The organism is Escherichia sp. KTE31 (assembly GCF_000407925.1).
GTDB classification, from domain to species: domain Bacteria; phylum Pseudomonadota; class Gammaproteobacteria; order Enterobacterales; family Enterobacteriaceae; genus Escherichia; species Escherichia ruysiae.
This window is the reverse complement of the sequence record NZ_KE136726.1, coordinates 402782-425805: the sequence shown is the minus strand read 5'-3', so window position 1 is coordinate 425805 and position 23024 is coordinate 402782. Positions and strand designations below refer to the sequence as shown.

Below are 23024 nucleotides of genomic sequence, written 5' to 3'. Positions count from 1 at the left end.
TCGGTTTATGCCCGTATTCCCTCCGTTAATTATTTGTTAGCCACTGAGCCAGGGAATGCGGTCTGCTGATGATTAAAATTGAAAAAGTAATTAATAAAAATGACCTTAAGGCATTTATCGCTTTTCCGTCATCACTTTATCCCGATGATCCAAACTGGATCCCTCCTTTGTTCATTGAACGCAGCGAGCATTTGTCCAGGAAGAATCCGGGGACGGAGCATATTATCTGGCAGGCGTGGGTGGCAAAAAAAGCGGGGCAGATAGTCGGGCGCATTACCGCGCAAATCGATACTTTGCACCGCGAGCGATACGGCGAAGATACCGGTCATTTCGGTATGATTGACGCCATTGATGATCCGCAGGTTTTTGCCGCTTTATTTGGCGCAGCGGAAGCGTGGTTGAAGTCACAAGGCGCGCGCAACATCAGCGGACCTTTCAGTCTGAATATCAATCAGGAAAGCGGATTACTGATTGAGGGTTTCGATACACCGCCATGCGCGATGATGCCGCACGGTAAACCGTGGTATGCCGCACATCTGGAGCAATTGGGTTATCACAAAGGCATTGATCTACTGGCGTGGTGGATGCAGCGAACCGATCTTACTTTCTCTCCGGCGCTAAAAAAACTGATGGATCAGGTACGCAAAAAGGTGACCATTCGCTGCATCAATCGCCAGCGGTTTGCCGAAGAAATGCAGGTTCTGCGTGAGATTTTCAACTCTGGCTGGCAGCACAACTGGGGATTTGTGCCGTTTACCGAACATGAGTTCGCGACCATGGGCGATCAGCTTAAGTACCTGGTGCCGGACGATATGATCTACATCGCCGAGATTGATTCTGCACCCTGTGCGTTTATTGTCGGCTTACCGAACATCAACGAAGCGATTGCCGATCTGAATGGATCGCTCTTTCCCTTCGGCTGGGCAAAATTGCTGTGGCGCTTAAAAGTCAGCGGTGTGCGAACTGCGCGAGTGCCGCTGATGGGGGTACGTGACGAGTATCAGTTTAGCCGCATTGGCCCGGTGATCGCGCTGCTGCTGATTGAAGCATTACGCGATCCGTTTGCTCGCAGGAAGATTGATGCGCTGGAGATGTCATGGATCCTCGAAACCAATACAGGCATGAATAACATGCTGGAACGCATTGGGGCGGAGCCGTATAAACGTTACCGATTGTATGAAAAGCACATTTAATACCAGATCCTATTAAGCGCAGGGGCGGTCCCCTCGCCCCAGGGGAAGAGGGTGAGGGCGAAAACTCGGCTCACATTCCCCCCAGATTCATCTCCAGCGGCACCGCCGAGCGAATCAAGTGGTGGCCTTCCAGCTCGATATCGTGGAGATTCTTTTTTACGGTCATCACGTGATCGCGGGCGGCGCGCTGGGCGACGTGCGGCAGCCGCTGCAAAACCGCGTTATAGATCCGCGCATGTTGGCGATCGATCTGTTTCTTCTGCTGTGGTCGATGGTAGAGATTATTCACGCTGGCAAACACCGAATTAAACATCAGGTCGGTCAATGATTGCAGAGTAAACACCAGCACCTGATTGTGGGAAGCCTGACAAATCGTCCGATGAAAAGCGTGATCCAACTGCGCATGTTCGATCAGCGAAATCTCTTTGTTGTTCTCACTGGCGGCGAGCATTTTTTCATAACAGCGAGTAATCAAGACAAAATCAGCCTGGGTTCCCAGCGTTGCCGCCAGCCTTGCCGATTCACCTTCCAGCAGTGCGCGAACGTCGAGCAGATCGTACAGCGTTCGCGGCTGCGTACTGAACAGATGGATTAGCGGGCTGGTGTCCTGCACCCGATCAAGACGAGCCACACGGGAATCACGCCCCTGCGCCGTTTCAATAATCCCGCGCCCGCGCAGCACGGTCAGTCCTTCACGCAGTGCGGAGCGTGAGAAGCCGAGCTTTTCACACAGTCGGCGCTCTGAAGGAAGCGGCTGCCCAACTTTCAACACGCCGTCGATAATCAACCGTTCGATACTCTCTGCAACCACTTCGCAAATAGGGCGACGCTCATCTTTCATTGCCGGACCTCGTGCACAGGTAGGACCAATTTTTCTGTTCTTAATTTGCAAAACACGTACATCACGTAAGTGATTATGTTACATCAATTTAACATTAAGTTAACCGAAGCAAGGTCACAGAGCTGGAAAAAAAATGGTCTGACCGGTAGCTAAAGAGATAGACGAAAACAAAAAGCCCGCTTAATAACTGTTCACAGAAGCAGCGCGCAAAAATCAGCTGCCACACAACACAACAAAGCGAAGCCTACTCATGAGCATCTTGTACGAAGAGCGTCTTGATGGCGCTTTACCCGATGTCGACCGCACATCGGTACTGATGGCACTGCGTGAGCATGTCCCTGGACTCGAGATCCTGCATACCGATGAGGAGATCATTCCTTACGAGTGTGACGGGTTGAGCGCGTATCGCACGCGTCCATTACTGGTTGTTCTGCCTAAGCAGATGGAACAGGTGACAGCGATTCTGGCTGTCTGCCACCGCCTGCGTATACCGGTGGTGACCCGTGGTGCAGGCACCGGGCTTTCTGGTGGCGCGCTGCCGCTGGAAAAAGGTGTGTTGTTGGTGATGGCACGCTTTAAAGAGATCCTCGACATTAACCCCGTCGGTCGCCGCGCGCGCGTGCAGCCGGGCGTACGTAACCTGGCGATTTCCCAGGCCGTAGCGCCGCATAATCTCTATTACGCACCGGATCCCTCCTCGCAAATCGCCTGTTCTATTGGCGGCAACGTGGCGGAAAACGCCGGAGGCGTCCACTGCCTGAAATATGGTCTGACCGTACATAACCTGCTGAAAATCGAAGTGCAAACGCTGGACGGCGAGGCGCTGACGTTGGGATCGGACGCGCTGGATTCGCCTGGTTTTGACCTGCTGGCGCTGTTCACCGGATCGGAAGGTATGCTCGGCGTGACCACCGAAGTGACGGTAAAACTGCTGCCGAAGCCCCCCGTGGCACGGGTTCTGTTAGCCAGCTTTGACTCGGTAGAAAAAGCCGGACTCGCCGTCGGTGACATCATCGCTAATGGCATTATCCCCGGTGGGCTGGAGATGATGGATAACCTGTCGATCCGCGCGGCGGAAGATTTTATTCATGCTGGTTATCCCGTCGATGCCGAAGCGATTTTGTTGTGCGAGCTGGACGGCGTGGAGTCTGACGTTCAGGAAGACTGCGAGCGGGTTAACGACATCTTACTGAAAGCGGGCGCGACTGACGTCCGTCTGGCACAGGACGAAGCGGAGCGTGTGCGTTTCTGGGCCGGTCGCAAAAACGCCTTCCCGGCGGTGGGACGTATCTCCCCGGATTACTACTGTATGGACGGCACCATTCCGCGCCGTGCGCTGCCTGGCGTACTGGAAGGCATTGCCCGTTTATCGCAGCAATATGATTTACGCGTCGCCAACGTCTTTCATGCCGGAGACGGCAACATGCACCCGTTAATCCTTTTCGATGCCAACGAACCCGGTGAATTTGCCCGTGCGGAAGAGTTGGGTGGGAAGATCCTCGAACTTTGCGTTGAAGTGGGCGGCAGCATCAGTGGGGAACATGGCATCGGGCGCGAAAAAATCAATCAAATGTGCGCCCAGTTCAACAGCGATGAAATCACGACCTTCCATGCGGTCAAGGCGGCGTTTGACCCTGATGGTTTGCTGAACCCGGGGAAAAACATCCCCACGCTACACCGCTGCGCTGAATTTGGTGCCATGCACGTGCATCACGGTCATTTACCTTTCCCTGAACTGGAGCGTTTCTGATGCTACGCGAGTGTGATTACAGCCAGGTGCTACTGGAGCAGGTGAATCAGGCGATTAGCGATAAAACGCCGCTGGTAATTCAGGGAAGCAATAGCAAAGCCTTTTTAGGTCGCCCTGTCACCGGGCAAACGCTGGATGTGCGTTGTCATCGCGGCATTGTTAATTACGACCCGACCGAACTGGTGATTACCGCTCGCGCCGGAACGCCGCTGGTGGCGATTGAAGCGGCGCTGGAGAGCGCCGGGCAAATGCTTCCCTGCGAGCCGCCGCATTATGGTGAAGAAGCCACCTGGGGCGGAATGGTTGCCTGCGGGCTGGCGGGGCCGCGTCGCCCGTGGAGCGGATCGGTACGCGATTTTGTCCTCGGTACGCGCATCATTACCGGCACTGGAAAACATCTGCGCTTTGGCGGCGAAGTGATGAAAAACGTCGCCGGATACGATCTCTCGCGGTTAATGGCCGGAAGCTACGGCTGTCTTGGTGTACTCACTGAAATCTCGATGAAAGTGTTACCGCGACCGCGTGCCACCTTGAGTCTGCGGCGGGAAATCAGCCTGCAAGAAGCCATGAGTGAAATCGCCCAGTGGCAACTCCAGCCACTTCCCATTAGCGGCTTATGTTATTTCGACAACGCCTTGTGGCTCCGCCTTGAAGGCGGTGAAGGATCGGTAAAAGCAGCGCGTGAACTGCTGGGTGGCGAAGAGGTCGCTGGTCAGTTCTGGCAGCAATTGCGCGAACAACAATTGCCGTTCTTCTCATTACCGGGCACTTTATGGCGCATTTCCTTACCCACCGATGCGCCGATGATGGATTTACCCGGCGAGCAACTGATCGACTGGGGCGGCGCGTTACGCTGGCTGAAATCGACAGCCGATGACAATCAAATCCACCGCATCGCCCGCAACGCCGGCGGTCATGCGACCCGCTTTAGTGCCGGAGATGGTGGCTTTGCCCCGCTATCGGCTCCTTTATTCCGCTATCACCAGCAGCTTAAACAGCAGCTCGACCCTTGCGGCGTGTTTAACCCCGGTCGCATGTACGCGGAACTTTAAGGAGCAGGCTATGCAAACCCAATTAACCGAAGAGATGCGGCAGAACGCGCGCGCGCTGGAAGCCGACAGCATCCTGCGCGCCTGTGTTCACTGCGGATTTTGTACCGCAACCTGCCCAACCTATCAGCTCCTGGGCGATGAACTGGACGGGCCGCGCGGGCGCATCTATCTGATTAAACAGGTGCTGGAAGGCAACGAAGTCACGCTTAAAACGCAGGAGCATCTCGATCGCTGCCTCACTTGCCGCAATTGTGAAACCACCTGTCCTTCTGGTGTGCGCTATCACAATTTGCTGGATATCGGGCGTGATATTGTCGAGCAGAAAGTGAAACGCCCACTGCCGGAGCGAATACTGCGCGAAGGATTGCGCCAGGTAGTGCCGCGTCCGGCGGTCTTCCGTGCGCTGACGCAGGTAGGGCTGGTGCTGCGACCGTTTTTACCGGAACAGGTCAGAGCAAAACTGCCTGCTGAAACGGTGAAAGCTAAACCGCGTCCGCCGCTGCGCCATAAGCGTCGGGTTTTAATGCTGGAAGGCTGCGCCCAGCCTACGCTTTCGCCCAACACCAACGCGGCAACTGCGCGAGTGCTGGATCGTCTGGGGATCAGCGTCATGCCAGCTAACGAAGCAGGCTGTTGTGGCGCGGTGGACTATCATCTTAATGCGCAGGAAAAGGGCTTAGCGCGCGCGCGAAATAACATTGATGCCTGGTGGCCTGCGATTGAAGCGGGTGCCGAGGCTATTTTGCAGACTGCCAGCGGCTGTGGCGCGTTCGTCAAAGAGTATGGGCAGATGCTTAAAAACGATGCGCTGTATGCCGATAAAGCGCGTCAGGTCAGTGAACTGGCGGTCGATTTAGTCGAACTGTTGCGCGAGGAACCGCTGGAAAAACTGGCAATTCGCGGCGATAAAAAACTGGCCTTCCACTGCCCGTGTACTCTGCAACATGCGCAAAAGCTGAACGGCGAAGTGGAAAAAGTATTACTGCGCCTGGGATTTACCTTAACCGACGTTCCCGACAGCCATCTGTGCTGCGGGTCGGCGGGAACATATGCGTTAACGCATCCCGATCTGGCACGCCAGCTACGGGATAACAAAATGAATGCGCTGGAAAGCGGCAAACCGGAAATGATCGTCACCGCCAACATTGGTTGCCAGACGCATCTGGCGAGCGCCGGTCGTACCTCTGTGCGTCACTGGATTGAAATTGTAGAACAAGCCCTTGAAAAGGAATAACAAAATGAAAACTAAAGTCATTCTTAGCCAGCAAATGGCGAGTGCAATTATTGCCGCAGGTCAGGAAGAGGCGCAGAAAAATAACTGGTCTGTTTCCATTGCTGTTGCAGATGACGGCGGTCATCTGCTGGCGTTAAGCCGCATGGATGATTGCGCGCCAATTGCGGCTTACATCTCCCAGGAGAAAGCGCGTACCGCCGCGCTGGGGCGTCGTGAAACTAAGGGCTATGAAGAGATGGTGAACAACGGACGTACCGCGTTTGTGACGGCACCGTTACTGACGTCGCTGGAAGGCGGCGTACCGGTTGTTGTTGATGGGCAAGTTATTGGTGCCGTGGGCGTTTCTGGTTTAACCGGAGCACAGGATGCGCAGGTCGCGAAAGCGGCAGCAGCGGTGTTGGCGAAATAAGCGAAAACGAGGAGATAAATAATGAGTGAGACCATAACCCAGGGCCGTTTACGCATTGACGCCAATTTTAAACGTTTTGTGGATGAAGAAGTTTTACCGGGCGTGGAACTGGATGCTGCCGCGTTCTGGCGCAATTTTGATGAGATCGTTCACGATCTGGCGCCAGAAAATCGTCAGTTGCTGGCAGAACGCGATCGCATTCAGGCGGCGCTCGACGAGTGGCATCGCTGCAATCCAGGGCCGGTAAAAGACAAAGCGGCCTATAAATCTTTCCTGCGTGAACTGGGCTACTTGGTGCCGCAACCGGAGCACGTGACGGTGGAAACCACGGGCATCGACAGTGAAATCACCAGTCAGGCGGGGCCACAGCTGGTGGTTCCGGCAATGAACGCCCGCTATGCGCTGAACGCGGCGAACGCCCGCTGGGGGTCGCTGTACGACGCGCTGTACGGCAGCGACATCATCCCGCAGGAAGGGGCGATGGTCAGCGGCTACGATCCGCAGCGCGGCGAGCAGGTTATCGCCTGGGTTCGGCGTTTTCTCGACGAATCACTGCCGCTGGAAAATGGCAGCTATCAGGATGCGGTGGCGTTTAGCGTGGTCGATAAACAATTACGTATCCAGTTGAAAAATGGCACGGAAACCACGTTACGTACCCCGGCGCAGTTTGTCGGTTATCGTGGTGATGCCGCTGCGCCGGGCTGCATTTTGCTGAAAAATAACGGTTTGCATATCGAGCTGCAAATCGATGCCAACGGGCGGATTGGCAAAGACGATCCGGCGCACATCAACGATGTTATCGTCGAAGCTGCCATCAGTACCATTCTCGACTGCGAAGATTCGGTCGCTGCGGTTGATGCGGAAGATAAAATCCTGCTGTACCGCAACCTGCTGGGGCTGATGCAGGGCACTCTGCAAGAGAAGATGGAGAAAAACGGTCGGCAAATCGTGCGTAAACTGAATGACGATCGTCATTACACCGCCGCCGATGGCTCTGAAATTTCTCTGCACGGGCGCTCGCTGCTGTTTATCCGTAACGTGGGTCATTTGATGACCATTCCCGTGATTTGGGACAGCGAAGGCAATGAAATTCCGGAAGGTATTCTTGATGGCGTCATGACTGGCGCGATTGCCCTCTACGATTTAAAAGTGCAGAAAAACTCGCGTACCGGCAGCGTCTATATTGTGAAACCGAAAATGCATGGTCCGCAGGAAGTGGCGTTCGCCAACAAACTGTTTACCCGCATTGAGACGATGCTCGGCATGGCACCGAATACCCTGAAAATGGGCATTATGGATGAAGAACGCCGAACCTCGCTAAACTTACGTAGCTGTATCGCCCAGGCGCGCAACCGCGTGGCGTTCATCAACACCGGCTTCCTCGACCGTACCGGTGATGAGATGCATTCGGTGATGGAAGCGGGGCCGATGTTGCGTAAAAACCAGATGAAATCGACGCCGTGGATCAAAGCCTACGAACGTAATAACGTGCTGTCTGGTCTGTTCTGCGGGCTGCGTGGCAAAGCGCAAATCGGTAAAGGTATGTGGGCAATGCCGGATCTGATGGCAGACATGTACAGCCAGAAGGGCGATCAGCTGCGTGCCGGGGCGAACACAGCCTGGGTTCCGTCGCCGACCGCCGCTACGCTCCATGCGCTACACTACCATCAAACCAACGTACAGAGCGTGCAAGCCAACATTGCCAACACAGAGTTCAATGCTGAATTTGAACCGCTGCTGGACGATCTGCTGACCATTCCGGTTGCTGAAAACGCTAACTGGTCGGCGCAAGAGATCCAACAAGAGCTGGATAACAACGTGCAGGGGATTCTGGGGTACGTGGTGCGTTGGGTCGAGCAGGGGATTGGTTGTTCAAAAGTACCGGATATTCACAACGTGGCGCTGATGGAAGACCGTGCAACGCTGCGCATCTCCAGCCAGCATATCGCCAACTGGTTACGTCACGGTATTCTGACTAAAGAACAGGTGCAGGCGTCGCTGGAGAATATGGCGAAAGTGGTGGATCAGCAAAACGCTGGCGATCCGGCGTATCGTCCGATGGTGGGGAATTTCGCTAATTCGTGTGCGTTTAAAGCTGCCAGCGATTTAATCTTCCTCGGCGTGAAACAGCCAAACGGTTATACCGAACCGTTATTACACGCCTGGCGTTTACGCGAAAAAGAAAGTCATTAATAGCAATAGCAAAAGCCCCGGCAAGTTTTATTGTCGGGGCTATTATAGTTACTGCGGTAGTACATTTATCCCGGAAATAACCGGAGCGATTATCAGGGTTTAACAATATTAAATACCCGTAGCGCATCACTAGCGGGATTAAAACAACAATATGGACATCTTAACGATACTCTGCACCTGCGTGTGCGGAACAGAAACCCTTACCCGATATACTTGTTATGCCAGAGGTAGCAATTGCGTTAGCGGCGTGCTGTTGCTGTAAAGTATAACCCCTATATTTTACAGTTCAGTCCTCTTTTGCTTATTACAACCTTAAGTATATCAAGCATATAAAGATAATAAGAGACTGAACAATATGGTTACCTGGACCCAAATGTATATGCCGATGGGAGGACTGGGGCTATCCGCTCTGGTCGCCTTGATCCCGATAATATTCTTCTTCGTTGCACTCGCGGTATTACGTCTGAAAGGACATGTCGCCGGAGCAATAACCCTTATATTATCGATATTGATTGCGATATTCGCCTTTAAAATGCCGATTGATATGGCATTTGCTGCTGCGGGATATGGCTTTATTTATGGCTTATGGCCGATTGCGTGGATTATTGTCGCAGCGGTATTCCTCTATAAATTAACCGTTGCCAGCGGGCAGTTTGATATTATCCGCAGCTCGGTTATCTCCATCACCGACGATCAACGTTTGCAGGTACTACTGATTGGTTTTTCCTTTGGCGCGCTGCTGGAGGGGGCGGCTGGCTTTGGTGCACCGGTGGCGATTACGGGGGCGTTGCTGGTGGGGCTGGGCTTCAAACCGTTATATGCGGCGGGGCTGTGCCTGATTGCCAACACTGCGCCGGTGGCGTTTGGTGCATTGGGCGTGCCGATTCTGGTCGCCGGTCAGGTAACGGGAATCGATCCGTTCGACATCGGTGCAATGGCGGGACGTCAGTTGCCGTTCTTGTCAGTTCTTGTACCGTTCTGGCTGGTGGCGATGATGGACGGCTGGAAAGGGGTGAAAGAGACGTGGCCAGCGGCGCTGGTTGCGGGTGGTAGCTTTGCGGTTACCCAGTTCTTTACCTCTAACTACATTGGTCCTGAACTGCCGGATATTACTTCGGCGCTGGTGAGTATCGTCTCACTTTCTTTATTCCTTAAAGTCTGGCGACCGAAAAATACCGAAACGGCAATCAGCATGGGGCAATCCGCAGGTGCGATGGTGGTGAATAAACCGTCTTCTGGCGGTCCCGTGCCTTCAGAATATAGTCTGGGGCAAATCATTCGCGCCTGGTCACCCTTTTTAATCTTAACGGTGCTGGTCACCATCTGGACGATGAAGCCATTTAAAGCGTTATTTGCGCCGGGCGGTGCGTTTTATTCGCTGGTGATTAATTTCCAGATCCCTCATTTGCATCAGCAGGTACTGAAAGCGGCACCCATTGTCGCCCAGCCGACACCGATGGATGCGGTGTTTAAATTCGACCCGCTGTCCGCTGGCGGCACCGCTATTTTTATTGCGGCGATTATCTCTATCTTCATTCTCGGCGTGGGGATCAAGAAAGGCATTGGCGTCTTTGCCGAAACGCTAATTAGCCTGAAGTGGCCGATATTGTCGATTGGCATGGTGCTGGCATTTGCTTTCGTGACCAACTATTCCGGCATGTCTACCACGCTGGCGCTGGTACTGGCGGGCACTGGCGTGATGTTCCCGTTCTTCTCACCGTTCCTTGGCTGGCTGGGGGTATTCCTTACCGGCTCGGACACATCCTCGAATGCCCTGTTTGGTTCACTGCAATCAACCACCGCGCAGCAAATCAACGTCTCTGACACCCTGCTGGTGGCAGCAAATACCAGCGGCGGCGTGACCGGCAAGATGATCTCTCCGCAATCTATCGCCGTGGCGTGCGCCGCAACAGGCATGGTGGGCCGAGAATCTGAACTGTTCCGCTACACTGTGAAACACAGTCTGATCTTTGCCAGCGTTATTGGCATTATCACGCTGTTGCAGGCGTATGTGTTTACCGGAATGTTAGTCTCGTAAGTCAACAAAGCCGGATGATCGTCAATATCATCCGGCCTCATTCTTTTCTGGTTACATTATTCTGTCTTATTAATTAAAAAATCATTTCCTGATTTATTATCTATGCGGCAATAATGTTTTGTGTTCAGATAACCCGCTAAATAATTAAGCGCGTGAGAATATCTATTTTTTTGTCCCGCAAAACAAGTCTGTATTAATTATGTTCGCTTGATGAGTAAACACCGTGCTATCTGTTGCTTTTGCAATCGCAATCGTTAAAACTATCAACAACTTGAGATAGTCACATTGTGAATAATTGTTACTTTTTTGTTTGTTAAATCTTTTGATAAATACCCCGACTGACATCGTATAGGGGATATTCTTATAAATTTCACCTGTTTCGTTATCAATAATGCAGTTTTCTTAAGAATGGAGGAAATTATTAGAGAAGATAAAGCATAAAATTATTTCCCCAGTTACGAATCTTTCAACTTTATTTTGTCACTTGCGTTATTAATGAATAAGAAATTTAAATATAAGAAATCGCTTTTAGCGGCTATTTTAAGCGCAACCCTGTTAGCCGGTTGTGATGGCGGTGGTTCAGGATCGTCCTCCGATACTCCGCCTGTAGATTCTGGAACAGGGTCTTTGCCGGAAGTGAAACCTGATCCAACACCAAACCCGGAGCCGACGCCGGAGCCTGAACCTACTCCGGACCCGACACCTGATCCAGAGCCAACGCCAGAACCGGAGCCAGAACCTGTTCCGACGAAAACGGGTTATCTGACCCTGGGCGGAAGCCAGCGGGTAATCGGTGCTAAATGTAATGGTGAATCCAGCGACGGCTTTACTTTTACACCTGGCGAGGACGTTACTTGCGTAGCGGGTAACACGACAATTGCCACCTTCAACACTCAGTCAGAAGCTGCGCGTAGCCTGCGTGCGGTTGAAAAAGTGTCGTTTAGCCTTGAGGACTCGCAAGAACTGGCGGAGTCCGACGACAAGAAAAGCAATGCGCTCTCGCTGGTAACCTCCATGAACAGTTGTCCGGCGGATACAGAACAGGTTTGCCTGACGTTCTCCTCGGTGATCGAGAGTAAACGCTTCGACTCGCTGTATAAGCAAATCGATCTGACTCCGGAAGAGTTCAAAAAGCTGGTCAATGAAGAGGTGGAAAACAATGCCGCGACCGATAAGGCGCCATCCACTCATACTTCACCGGTAGTGCCCGTCACGACGCCGGGAACAAAGCCGGATCTGAACGCTTCCTTCGTGTCGGCTAACGCGGAACAGTTTTATCAGTATCAACCTACGGAAATCATTCTTTCTGAAGGTCGCCTGGTAGATAGCCAGGGGAATGGCGTGGTTGGCGTCAACTACTACACCAATTCAGGGCGTGGTGTAACCGGAGAAAACGGCGAGTTTTCCTTTAGCTGGGGGGAAACCATCTCCTTTGGCATCGACACCTTTGAACTTGGCTCAGTGCGCGGTAACAAGTCGACTATTGCACTGACGGAACTGGGCGATGAAGTTCGCGGGGCAAATATCGATCAGCTGATCCACCGCTATTCGAAAGCCGGACAAAATAATACCCGTGTCGTTCCGGACGATGTGCGCAAGGTCTTTGCTGAATATCCCAACGTGATCAACGAGATTATCAATCTCTCTTTATCCAACGGTGCGACGCTGGGTGAAGGTGATCAAGTTGTTACTCTGCCTAACGAATTTATCGAACAGTTTGAAACGGGTCAGGCCAAAGAGATCGATACTGCAATCTGTGCGAAAACCGACGGTTGTAACTCTCCGCGCTGGTTCTCGCTGACCGCGCGCAGCATTAACGAAGGTCAGATTCAGGGCGTTATCAACAAGCTGTGGGGTGTGGATAAAGATTACAAATCAGTGACGAAATTCCACGTTTTCCATGACTCTACCAACTTCTATGGTAGCACCGGTAATGCGCGTGGTCAGGCGGTGGTGAATATCTCCAACGCGGCATTCCCGATTCTGATGGCGCGTAATGATAAAAACTACTGGCTGGCGTTTGGCGAAAAACGCGCCTGGGATAAAAACGAGCTGGCGTACATTACGGAAGCGCCTTCCATTGTGCGACCGGAGAACGTGACACGCGAAACTGCCACCTTCAACCTGCCGTTTATCTCGCTGGGGCAAGTTGGTGAGGGCAAACTGATGGTTATCGGTAACCCGCACTACAACAGCATCCTGCGTTGCCCGAACGGTTACAGCTGGGAAGGCGGTGTTGATAAAAACGGTCAGTGTATGCGTAACGGTGATTCAAATGACATGAAGCACTTTATGCAGAACGTGTTGCGCTATCTGTCTAACAATAGCTGGACTCCAGACGCGAAAACCAGCATGACCGTGGGCACCAACCTGGATACCGTCTATTTCAAACGTCATGGTCAGGTTACAGGAAACAGTGCTGAGTTCGGCTTCCATCCGGATTTTGCGGGTATCTCCGTTGAACATTTAAGTAGCTATGGCGATCTCGATCCGCAGAAAATGCCGCTGCTGATCCTCAACGGCTTTGAGTATGTGACTCAGGTGGGTAACGATCCCTATGCAATCCCGCTGCGTGCAGACACCAGCAAACCGAAGCTGACTCAGCAGGATGTGACCGATCTGATCGCCTATCTGAACAAAGGCGGATCGGTGCTGATCATGGAAAACGTGATGAGCAACCTTAAGGAAGAGAGCGCATCTGGCTTTGTTCGTCTGCTTGATGCCGCAGGCCTGTCAATGGCACTGAACAAGTCGGTGGTGAATAACGATCCTCAAGGGTATCCGGATCGCGTTCGTCAGCAGCGTGAAAAAGGCATCTGGGTATATGAACGTTATCCGTTTGTCGACGGTAAACCGCCATATACCATTGATGAAACAACGAAAGAAGTTATCTGGAAATACCAGCAAGAAAACAAGCCTGATGACAAGCCGAAACTGGAAGTGGCCAGCTGGCTGGAAGATGTCGATGGCAAACAGGTCAAGCGTTATGCCTTTATTGATGAGGCAGAGCATGAAACAAACGAGTCCCTGGAGGCGGCAAAGGCAAAAATCCTTAAGGCATTTCCTGGATTAGAGGTGTGTAAGGATCCTGACTACCACTACGAGGTCAACTGCCTGGAACATCGTCCTGGCACGGGTGTTCCGGTAACCGGGGGCATGTATGTTCCGCGCTATACGCAACTGAATCTCAGCGCCGACACCGCGAAAGCGATGCTACAGGCAGCGGATTTGGGAACCAACATTCAGCGCCTGTATCAGCACGAGCTTTACTTCCGTACCAATGGTCGCAAAGGTGAGCGTCTGAGCAGCGTCGATCTGGAACGTCTGTACCAGAACATGTCGGTCTGGCTGTGGAACGATACGAAATATCGTTACGAAAGCAACAAGGATGACGAGCTGGGCTTTAAAACGTTCACCGAGTTCCTGAACTGCTATGCCAACAATGCCTATACCGAGGGCACGCAGTGTTCTACAGATCTGAAAAAATCGCTTGTCGATAACAACATGATCTACGGAGATAATACTGCCAAAGCAGGCATGATGAACCCGAGCTATCCGCTCAACTATATGGAAAAACCGCTGACGCGTCTGATGCTGGGGCGTTCCTGGTGGGATCTGAACATCAAAGTTGATGTCGAGAAGTATCCGGGAGCGGTATCGGCAGAGGGTGAGAATGTTACTGAAACCATCAGCCTGTACTCGAATCCGACCAAATGGTTTGCGGGTAACATGCAGTCTACTGGTCTGTGGGCTCCGGCTCAGAAAGAGGTCACCATTAAGTCCAATGCGAACGTTCCTGTGACTGTCACCGTGGCGCTGGCTGACGACCTGACCGGGCGTGAGAAGCATGAGGTCGCGCTGAACCGTCCGCCAAGAGTGACTAAAACCTATGATCTGAAAGCCAATGGTGAGGTGAAGTTTACGGTTCCTTACGGTGGTCTGATTTATATCAAGGGCGACAGCAAGGAGAATAATAAATCTGCCAGCTTCACCTTTACCGGAGTGGTAAAAGCGCCGTTCTATAAAGACGGTAAATGGAAAAACGATCTGAAATCCCCTGCGCCGTTGGGCGAGCTGGAATCAGACGCTTTCGTCTACACCACGCCGAAGAAGAACCTTGAGGCCAGCAATTTCACTGGTGGCGTAGCAGAATTCGCTAAAGATCTGGATACCTTTGCCAGCTCGATGAATGACTTCTACGGTCGTGATGGCGAAAGCGGTAAGCACCGGATGTTTACCTATAAAGCATTGACGGGGCATAAACATCGTTTCGCCAACGATGTGCAGATCTCCATCGGTGATGCGCACTCTGGTTATCCGGTAATGAACAGCAGCTTCTCGACGAACAGCACCACGCTGCCGACGACGCCGCTGAACGACTGGCTGATCTGGCACGAAGTAGGGCACAACGCTGCAGAAACGCCGCTGACTGTACCGGGCGCAACTGAAGTAGCGAACAACGTGCTGGCGCTGTACATGCAGGATCGCTATCTCGGCAAGATGAACCGGGTCGCTGACGATATTACCGTTGCGCCGGAATATCTGAACGAGAGCAACGGTCAGGCATGGGCACGTGGCGGTGCGGGTGACCGTCTGCTGATGTACGCACAGTTGAAGGAGTGGGCAGAGAAAAACTTTGATATCACGAAGTGGTATCCAGATAGCAAGCTGCCAGAGTTCTACAGCAATCGTGAAGGGATGAAAGGCTGGAACCTGTTCCAGTTGATGCACCGTAAAGCACGCGGCGATGATGTTGGCGACAACACCTTCGGCGGCAAGAATTATTGTGCTGAATCCAACGGTAACGCTGCCGACACGCTGATGCTGTGCGCCTCCTGGGTCGCACAGGCGGATCTTTCGGAGTTCTTTAAGAAATGGAATCCGGGCGCGAATGCTTACCAGCTGCCGGGGGCGAGCGAGATGAGCTTCGAGGGCGGCGTGAGCCAGTCGGCTTACAACACGCTCGCGGCGCTTGGTCTGCCGAAACCGCAGCAAGGGCCGGAAACCATTAACAAGGTTACCGAGCATAAGATGTCTGCCGAGTAAGCCTGTATGCCGGATAAGGCGTTTACGCCGCATCCGGCATGAAATAAGGCGCATCGGGTTAACACATATGCCCGATGCGCCAACTTATCGGAGCTACAGGGAAAGCCGCGATTACTTGCGTTGGCAGACTCCTGTAGGCCGGATAAGGCGTTTTACGCCGCATCCGGCAAGTTACAACACATAACCTTTAACCATGCATTTTGATGTTTTTCAGCAATATCCAGCGGTGATGCCCATCCTGGCAACCGTTGGTGGATTAATCATCGGCAGTTTTTTGAATGTGGTGATTTGGCGTTACCCCATCATGCTTCGCCAACAAATGGCGGAGTTTCAGGGTGAAACGCCGAGTGCGCAGTCAAAAATAAGCCTGGCGCTGCCACGCTCGCACTGTCCGCATTGCCAGCAGACCATCCGCGTTCGTGACAATATTCCGCTGCTCTCCTGGCTGATGCTCAAAGGGCGCTGCCGTGACTGTCAGGCGAAAATCAGCAAGCGTTATCCGCTGGTGGAGTTATTGACGGCACTCGCTTTTTTGCTGGCGAGTCTGGTCTGGCCGGAAAGTGGATGGGGGCTGGCGGTGATGATATTATCCGCCTGGCTGATTGCCGCGAGTGTCATCGACCTCGATAACCAATGGCTGCCCGATGTCTTTACTCAGGGCGTATTGTGGACGGGGCTGATTGCGGCATGGGCTCAGCAGAGTCCGTTAACGCTACAAGACGCAGTCACTGGCGTACTGGTGGGGTTTATCTCTTTTTACTCGCTGCGCTGGATAGCCGGAATAGTTCTGCGTAAAGAAGCATTAGGCATGGGCGATGTATTACTTTTCGCCGCTTTAGGTGGCTGGGTGGGGGCGTTGTCGCTGCCCAATGTTGCTTTAATCGCCTCATGCTGCGGCCTGATATATGCCGTTATTACAAAAAAAGGATCAACCACACTGCCTTTTGGACCGTGTTTAAGTCTGGGCGGTATAGCAACACTTTATCTACAGGCATTGCTTTAATGATAACAACGTCATTATCGAAGTGACATTTTTACTCTTATTAATAACCTTAGAGATTATTAACCATGTCGATAAAAAAGATGCCAGGGAGGGTATTAATATCGCTATTGTTGAGCGTTACAGGATTATTAAGTGGCTGCGCCAGCCATAATGAAAACGCCAGTTTACTGGCGAAAAAACAGGCGCAAAATATCAGTCAAAACCTGCCAATTAAATCTGCGGGATATACCTTAGTGCTGGCGCAAAGTAGCGGTGCGACGGTAAAAATGACCATTATCAGCGAAGCGGGTACTCAGACCACGCAGACGCCTGACGCCTTTTTAAACAGCTATCAACGACAAATGTGCGCTGACCCGACGGTGAAATTAATGATCACTGAGGGAATTAATTACAGCATAACGATTAATGATACACGTACAGGTAACCAGTATCAGCGGAAACTGGATCGTACCACCTGTGGAATAGTCAAAGCATAATGTCGGGTATATAAATTGGCGCGGGTTGTTTTTCGTGACGCACGAATTTATCTCATTCAGTGGCTGACTAAAATTCGTCACACTCTTAGCCAGAGACAATCTCTTAATACAGACAAAGAGCATCTGCGAAAAATTGTACGCGCGATGTTCTGGCTGGTGCTGCTTATTATTTCTGCAAAAATGGCGTATTCACTCTGGCGCTATATCTCCTTTTCTGCGGAATATACGGCGGTTTCCCCATCGGCGAATAAACCGGCACGTGCGGATGCAAAAACGTTCGATAAAAAAGACGTGCAATTAATCAGCCAGCAAAACTGGTTTGGCAAATATCAGCCCGTCGCCACGCCAGTAAAACAACCTGAACCTGTGCCTGTGGCAGAAACGCGTCTTAACGTGGTGCTGCGCGGGATCGCCTTTGGTGCCAGACCCGGCGCGGTTATTGAAGAAGGCGGCAAACAGCAGGTCTATTTACAGGGTGAACGGCTTGGCTCTCACAACGCGGTGATTGAGGAAATCAATCGCGACCATGTGATGCTGCGCTATCAGGGAAAAATGGAGCGCCTGAGTCTGGCAGAAGAGGAGCGTTCCACCGTAGCCGTGACCAACAAAAAAGCCGTCAGTGACGAAGTAAAGCAAGCTGTTGCCGAACCTACTGCCAGTGCGCCAGTTGAGATCCCGGTTGCCGTGCGTCAGGCACTGGCGAAAGATCCGCAGAAAATTTTTAACTATATCCAGCTTACGCCCGTGCGTAAGGAGGGGATTGTCGGTTATGCAGTGAAACCGGGGGCAGATCGTTCTCTGTTCGATGCCAGCGGTTTCAAGGAAGGCGATATCGCCATTGCGTTAAATCAGCAGGATTTTACTGATCCACGAGCAATGATTGCTCTGATGCGGCAGTTACCTTCAATGGATTCCATTCAACTTACGGTTTTACGCAAGGGTGCGCGCTACGACATTTCCATCGCGCTGCGCTAACCGCATTTAATCCAGGAGAATCATTCATCGTGTTTTGGCGTGATATTACGTTGTCGGTCTGGCGTAAGAAGACAACTGGCCTCAAAACAAAAAAGCGTTTACTGCCGCTGGTGCTGGCAGCGGCATTATGTAGTTCACCGGTCTGGGCGGAAGAAGCCACCTTCACCGCTAATTTTAAAGATACCGACCTGAAATCGTTCATCGAAACCGTCGGCGCTAACCTTAATAAAACCATCATTATGGGGCCGGGCGTGCAGGGGAAAGTGAGTATTCGTACCATGACCCCGCTCAATGAACGCCAGTATTACCAGCTATTCCTTAACCTGCTGGAAGCGCAGGGGTATGCCGTCGTACCGATGGAAAACGATGTGCTGAAGGTGGTGAAATCCAGTGCCGCAAAAGTCGAGCCGCTGCCGCTGGTCGGTGAAGGTAGCGACAACTACGCGGGTGATGAAATGGTCACTAAAGTGGTGCCGGTACGCAATGTGTCGGTACGCGAGCTGGCACCGATTCTGCGCCAGATGATCGACAGCGCAGGTTCTGGCAACGTCGTTAATTACGATCCCTCCAACGTGATTATGCTCACCGGACGCGCCTCAGTTGTGGAACGGCTGACGGAAGTGATCCAGCGCGTGGATCATGCGGGGAACCGCACTGAAGAAGTGATCCCGCTGGATAACGCCTCGGCTTCGGAAATTGCCCGCGTGCTGGAAAGCCTGACCAAAAACAGCGGCGAGAACCAGCCAGCGACGCTGAAATCACAGATTGTCGCCGATGAACGCACCAACAGCGTGATTATCAGCGGCGATCCCGCCACGCGGGATAAAATGCGCCGCCTGATCCGTCGTCTGGACTCAGAAATGGAGCGCAGCGGCAACAGCCAGGTGTTCTATCTCAAATACAGCAAAGCCGAAGATCTGGTCGATGTTCTGAAACAGGTCAGCGGCACGCTCACCGCCGCTAAAGAAGAGGCGGAAGGCACGGTCGGTAGCGGGCGTGAGGTTGTCTCCATCGCCGCCAGTAAACACAGTAATGCCCTGATTGTTACCGCGCCGCAGGACATCATGCAGTCGCTGCAAAGCGTGATTGAACAACTGGATATTCGCCGTGCTCAGGTGCATGTCGAGGCGTTGATCGTGGAAGTTGCCGAAGGCAGCAATATCAACTTCGGTGTGCAGTGGGCGTCGAAAGATGCCGGATTAATGCAGTTTGTCAACGGCACGCAGATCCCTATCGGCACGCTGGGGGCGGCGATTTCTCAGGCGAAACCGCAGAAAGGCTCCACGGTGATCAGCGAAAACGGTGCCACCACCATTAACCCGGATACCAACGGCGATCTCTCCACGCTCGCTCAGCTACTTTCCGGCTTTAGCGGTACGGCGGTTGGCGTGGTGAAAGGCGACTGGATGGCGCTGGTGCAGGCGGTTAAAAACGACTCCAGCTCTAACGTGCTCTCCACGCCGAGCATCACCACGCTGGACAACCAGGAAGCCTTCTTCATGGTGGGGCAGGATGTTCCGGTATTAACCGGATCTACCGTTGGCTCCAATAACAGCAATCCTTTCAACACCGTAGAGAGGAAAAAAGTCGGCATCATGCTGAAAGTCACGCCGCAGATTAACGAAGGTAACGCGGTACAGATGGTGATTGAGCAGGAAGTCTCGAAAGTGGAAGGGCAGACCAGCCTCGATGTGGTGTTTGGTGAGCGCAAACTGAAAACCACCGTGCTGGCTAACGATGGTGAGCTGATCGTGCTTGGCGGCCTGATGGACGACCAGGCGGGAGAAAGCGTGGCGAAAGTGCCGTTGCTGGGCGATATCCCGTTGATTGGTAACCTGTTTAAATCGACGGCAGATAAAAAAGAAAAACGTAACCTGATGGTGTTTATCCGCCCGACGATTCTGCGTGACGGTATGGCGGCAGACGGCGTGTCGCAGCGCAAATATAACTATATGCGCGCCGAGCAGATTTATCGCGATGAGCAAGGCTTAAGCCTGATGCCGCACACCGCGCAGCCGGTACTGCCAGCGCAAAACCAGGCCCTACCGCCGGAAGTACGTGCATTCCTCAATGCCGGGAGAACGCGTTAATGGTGCCTGTAGCACAGGAAACCACCGCTAACACCGTGCGTCTGCCCTACAGTTTCAGCCGTCGGTTTAGCCTGGTGGCATGGTGCGAATCGTCGCTGGAGATCCTCCATGTGCATCCGTTGTCGCTCTCTGTTTTGCAGGAGCTGCAACGGGGGCTGAACGCGCCCTTTATGCTGCGGCAAATCGATGAGGCCGAGTTTGAGCAGCGGCTGAATGCGGTCTGGCAGCGGGACTCTTCCGAGGCTCGCCAGCTGATGGAAGATCTCGGTTCTGCCGAGGACTTTTTTACCCTCGCAGAAGAGCTGCCGGAAACGGAAGATCTGCTGGAAAGTGACGACGATGCGCCGATCATCAAACTGATCAACGCCATGCTGGCAGAGGCGATTAAAGAAGGCGCTTCGGATATCCACATCGAGACGTTTGAAAAGAGTCTGGTGATCCGTTTTCGCGTTGACGGCACATTACATGAAATGCTGCGTCCGGGGCGCAAACTGGCCTCGCTGCTGGTATCGCGTATCAAGGTGATGGCACGGCTGGATATCGCCGAAAAGCGCGTACCGCAGGATGGACGTATTGCGCTGCTGCTGGGCGGTCGGGCGATTGACGTGCGTGTCTCCACCATGCCATCCGCCTGGGGCGAGCGCGTGGTGCTGCGACTGCTGGACAAAAACCAGGCCCGCCTGACGCTGGAGCGTCTGGGGTTGAGCCATGAACTGACCGCGCAGTTGCGCCAGCTGTTACACAAACCGCACGGTATCTTTCTGGTGACGGGGCCGACAGGTTCCGGCAAAAGCACCACGCTGTACGCCGGATTGCAGGAGCTGAACAACCATTCGCGCAACATTCTCACGGTTGAAGACCCCATCGAATACATGATTGAAGGGATCGGTCAGACGCAGGTCAACACCCGCGTCGGCATGACCTTCGCCCGTGGCCTGCGCGCGATTTTGCGCCAGGACCCGGATGTGGTGATGGTTGGTGAAATCCGCGATACCGAAACCGCAGAAATCGCTGTCCAGGCTTCACTTACCGGGCATCTGGTGCTTTCCACGCTGCATACCAACACGGCGGTGGGGGCGATCACGCGCCTGCAGGATATGGGCGTGGAGCCTTTCCTGCTCTCTTCCAGTCTGACGGGCGTGATGGCGCAGCGACTGGTTCGCACGCTGTGCCCCGACTGCCGCCAGCCCGTGCCTGCCACCGACGAAGAAAAACGCCTGCTGGAGATTACCGATGCGCGAACCGTCACTCTGTACCATCCGCAGGGCTGTCCCGCCTGTAATCACAAAGGCTTTCGCGGACGTACCGCCATCCATGAGCTGATCGTGGTGGACGCCACATTGCGTGATTTGATCCACCGTCAGGCCGGGGAACTGGAGCTGGAACGTTATGTCCGGCAACACTCTGCGGGTATCCGCAGCAACGGCATTGAGAAAGTGCTCGCCGGAGAAACCTCTCTCGATGAAGTTCTGCGGGTAACCATGGAGGCGTAATGGCACTGTTTTACTATCAGGCGCTGGAACGTAATGGTCGCAAAACCAAAGGCATGATTGAGGCGGATTCCGCGCGTCATGCCCGCCAGTTGTTACGCGGTAAAGAGCTCATTCCCGTGCACATTGAAGCCCGGCTGAATGCTTCGTCAGGGGGAATGTTGCAGCGTCGGCGGCACGCACATCGTCGCGTGGCGGCGGCAGATCTGGCGCTGTTCACTCGTCAACTGGCAACGCTGGTGCAGGCAGCAATGCCGCTGGAAACCTGCTTACAGGCGGTCAGTGAGCAAAGTGAAAAACTGCATGTAAAAAGCCTCGGAATGGCGCTGCGCAGCCGGATTCAGGAGGGTTACACCCTGTCGGACAGCCTGCGCGAACATCCCCGCGTCTTTGATTCTCTGTTTTGTTCGATGGTGGCTGCCGGAGAAAAATCCGGGCATCTCGACGTGGTGCTCAATCGCCTGGCGGATTACACCGAACAGCGCCAGCGCCTGAAATCACGTCTGTTGCAGGCCATGCTCTATCCGCTGGTATTGCTGGTGGTGGCAACGGGCGTGGTCACTATTTTGTTGACGGCGGTAGTGCCGAAAATCATCGAACAGTTTGATCATCTCGGACATGCGCTGCCCGCTTCCACCCGCGCGCTTATCGCCATGAGCGACGCGTTACAGGCCAGCGGCGTTTACTGGCTGGTAGGTTTGCTGGGACTTCTGGTGCTCGGGCAACGGCTACTCAAAAATCCTGCTATGCGACTGCGCTGGGATAAAACCTTGCTGCGCCTGCCCGTGACGGGGCGGGTTGCGCGCGGGCTGAATACGGCGCGTTTTTCCCGCACTTTAAGCATCCTCACTGCCAGCAGTGTTCCGCTACTGGAAGGCATTCAGACCGCCGCCGCCGTGTCGGCAAATCGCTATGTCGAGCAACAACTGCTGCTGGCGGCAGATCGCGTCCGCGAAGGAAGCAGTCTGCGCGCCGCGCTGGCGGAGCTTCACCTGTTCCCGCCGATGATGTTGTACATGATCGCCTCCGGTGAACAGAGCGGCGAGCTGGAAACCATGCTTGAACAGGCCGCAGTCAACCAGGAGCGGGAGTTTGATACCCAGGTGGGGCTGGCGTTAGGGCTGTTTGAACCGGCACTGGTGGTGATGATGGCGGGCGTGGTGCTGTTTATCGTCATCGCCATCCTTGAGCCGATGCTGCAACTGAACAATATGGTTGGAATGTAATTTACGGA

Annotated in this window: 15 protein-coding genes; 14 read left to right on the top strand and 1 reads right to left on the bottom strand. The window is 53.3% G+C overall.

Going from position 1 to position 23024, the window contains the following annotated elements:
- Nucleotides 1–68: 68 nt before the first annotated feature.
- Entirely contained in the window at nt 69–1193 is a 1125-nt protein-coding gene (gene yghO, locus WES_RS03650; protein WP_016159799.1) for a protein YghO, read from the top strand.
- Nucleotides 1194–1263: 70 nt separating this feature from the next.
- Here the strand turns inward: yghO and glcC are convergent, their stop codons facing one another.
- Entirely contained in the window at nt 1264–2034 is a 771-nt protein-coding gene (gene glcC, locus WES_RS03655) for a transcriptional regulator GlcC (protein WP_016159800.1), read from the bottom strand.
- 250 nt (nt 2035–2284) lie between these two features.
- Between glcC and glcD the strand changes: the two genes are divergently transcribed.
- The 13 genes from glcD to gspF all read left to right on the top strand — a co-directional run bounded on the left by glcD (nt 2285) and on the right by gspF (nt 23016).
- Nucleotides 2285–3784: a glycolate oxidase subunit GlcD gene (gene glcD, locus WES_RS03660; RefSeq protein WP_016159801.1), complete on the top strand. Its 1500-nt coding sequence runs from the start codon at nt 2285–2287 to the stop codon at nt 3782–3784.
- Nucleotides 3784–4836: a glycolate oxidase subunit GlcE gene (gene glcE, locus WES_RS03665; protein ID WP_016159802.1), complete on the top strand. Its 1053-nt coding sequence runs from the start codon at nt 3784–3786 to the stop codon at nt 4834–4836. Before glcD ends, glcE begins: the two co-directional genes overlap by 1 nt.
- 10 nt (nt 4837–4846) lie before the next feature.
- Nucleotides 4847–6070: a glycolate oxidase subunit GlcF gene (glcF, locus tag WES_RS03670; protein ID WP_001194661.1), complete on the top strand. Its 1224-nt coding sequence runs from the start codon at nt 4847–4849 to the stop codon at nt 6068–6070.
- Nucleotides 6071–6074: 4 nt separating this feature from the next.
- The gene (locus WES_RS03675; protein ID WP_010348692.1) at nt 6075–6479 is read left to right on the top strand and encodes a heme-binding protein; all 405 of its coding nucleotides are present in this window, start codon (nt 6075–6077) and stop codon (nt 6477–6479) included.
- A 21-nt stretch (nt 6480–6500) separates the two neighbouring features.
- The gene (glcB, locus tag WES_RS03680; protein WP_016159803.1) at nt 6501–8672 is read left to right on the top strand and encodes a malate synthase G; all 2172 of its coding nucleotides are present in this window, start codon (nt 6501–6503) and stop codon (nt 8670–8672) included.
- A gap of 355 nt (nt 8673–9027) precedes the next feature.
- A complete protein-coding gene (gene glcA, locus WES_RS03685; protein ID WP_000259282.1) occupies nt 9028–10710 on the top strand; it encodes a glycolate permease GlcA in 1683 nt (560 codons plus the stop codon).
- 495 nt (nt 10711–11205) lie between these two features.
- A complete protein-coding gene (gene sslE, locus WES_RS03690; protein WP_016159804.1) occupies nt 11206–15756 on the top strand; it encodes a lipoprotein metalloprotease SslE in 4551 nt (1516 codons plus the stop codon).
- Between the two features lie 193 nt (nt 15757–15949).
- On the top strand, nt 15950–16759 hold the full coding sequence (gene pppA / locus WES_RS03695; RefSeq protein ID WP_016159805.1) for a prepilin peptidase PppA: 810 nt from the start codon (nt 15950–15952) through the stop codon (nt 16757–16759).
- A gap of 65 nt (nt 16760–16824) precedes the next feature.
- A complete protein-coding gene (gene gspS2, locus WES_RS03700; RefSeq protein WP_016159806.1) occupies nt 16825–17235 on the top strand; it encodes a type II secretion system pilot lipoprotein GspS-beta in 411 nt (136 codons plus the stop codon).
- A 15-nt stretch (nt 17236–17250) separates the two neighbouring features.
- Nucleotides 17251–18210 carry a type II secretion system protein GspC gene (gspC, locus tag WES_RS03705; RefSeq protein ID WP_016159807.1) on the top strand — a complete coding sequence of 320 codons (960 nt, stop codon included), beginning with the start codon at nt 17251–17253 and terminating at the stop codon, nt 18208–18210.
- Between the two features lie 29 nt (nt 18211–18239).
- Nucleotides 18240–20300 (top strand): type II secretion system secretin GspD, encoded by a 2061-nt coding sequence (gene gspD / locus WES_RS03710; RefSeq protein WP_016159808.1) that lies wholly within the window; start codon nt 18240–18242, stop codon nt 20298–20300.
- Nucleotides 20300–21793 (top strand): type II secretion system ATPase GspE, encoded by a 1494-nt coding sequence (gene gspE, locus WES_RS03715; RefSeq protein WP_016159809.1) that lies wholly within the window; start codon nt 20300–20302, stop codon nt 21791–21793. Before gspD ends, gspE begins: the two co-directional genes overlap by 1 nt.
- The gene (gspF, locus tag WES_RS03720) at nt 21793–23016 is read left to right on the top strand and encodes a type II secretion system inner membrane protein GspF (RefSeq protein ID WP_016159810.1); all 1224 of its coding nucleotides are present in this window, start codon (nt 21793–21795) and stop codon (nt 23014–23016) included. Before gspE ends, gspF begins: the two co-directional genes overlap by 1 nt.
- Nucleotides 23017–23024: the final 8 nt, after the last annotated feature.

Excerpts from the sequence above, each read along its gene's own strand:
- yghO (WP_016159799.1), top strand. The coding sequence starts at position 69 with ATGATTAAAATTGAAAAAGTAATTAATAAAAATGACCTTAAGGCATTT.
- glcC (WP_016159800.1), bottom strand. The coding sequence starts at position 2,034 with ATGAAAGATGAGCGTCGCCCTATTTGCGAAGTGGTTGCAGAGAGTATC.
- glcD (WP_016159801.1), top strand. The coding sequence starts at position 2,285 with ATGAGCATCTTGTACGAAGAGCGTCTTGATGGCGCTTTACCCGATGTC.
- glcE (WP_016159802.1), top strand. The coding sequence starts at position 3,784 with ATGCTACGCGAGTGTGATTACAGCCAGGTGCTACTGGAGCAGGTGAAT.
- glcF (WP_001194661.1), top strand. The coding sequence starts at position 4,847 with ATGCAAACCCAATTAACCGAAGAGATGCGGCAGAACGCGCGCGCGCTG.
- WES_RS03675 (WP_010348692.1), top strand. The coding sequence starts at position 6,075 with ATGAAAACTAAAGTCATTCTTAGCCAGCAAATGGCGAGTGCAATTATT.
- glcB (WP_016159803.1), top strand. The coding sequence starts at position 6,501 with ATGAGTGAGACCATAACCCAGGGCCGTTTACGCATTGACGCCAATTTT.
- glcA (WP_000259282.1), top strand. The coding sequence starts at position 9,028 with ATGGTTACCTGGACCCAAATGTATATGCCGATGGGAGGACTGGGGCTA.
- sslE (WP_016159804.1), top strand. The coding sequence starts at position 11,206 with ATGAATAAGAAATTTAAATATAAGAAATCGCTTTTAGCGGCTATTTTA.
- pppA (WP_016159805.1), top strand. The coding sequence starts at position 15,950 with ATGCATTTTGATGTTTTTCAGCAATATCCAGCGGTGATGCCCATCCTG.
- gspS2 (WP_016159806.1), top strand. The coding sequence starts at position 16,825 with ATGTCGATAAAAAAGATGCCAGGGAGGGTATTAATATCGCTATTGTTG.
- gspE (WP_016159809.1), top strand. The coding sequence starts at position 20,300 with ATGGTGCCTGTAGCACAGGAAACCACCGCTAACACCGTGCGTCTGCCC.
- gspF (WP_016159810.1), top strand. The coding sequence starts at position 21,793 with ATGGCACTGTTTTACTATCAGGCGCTGGAACGTAATGGTCGCAAAACC.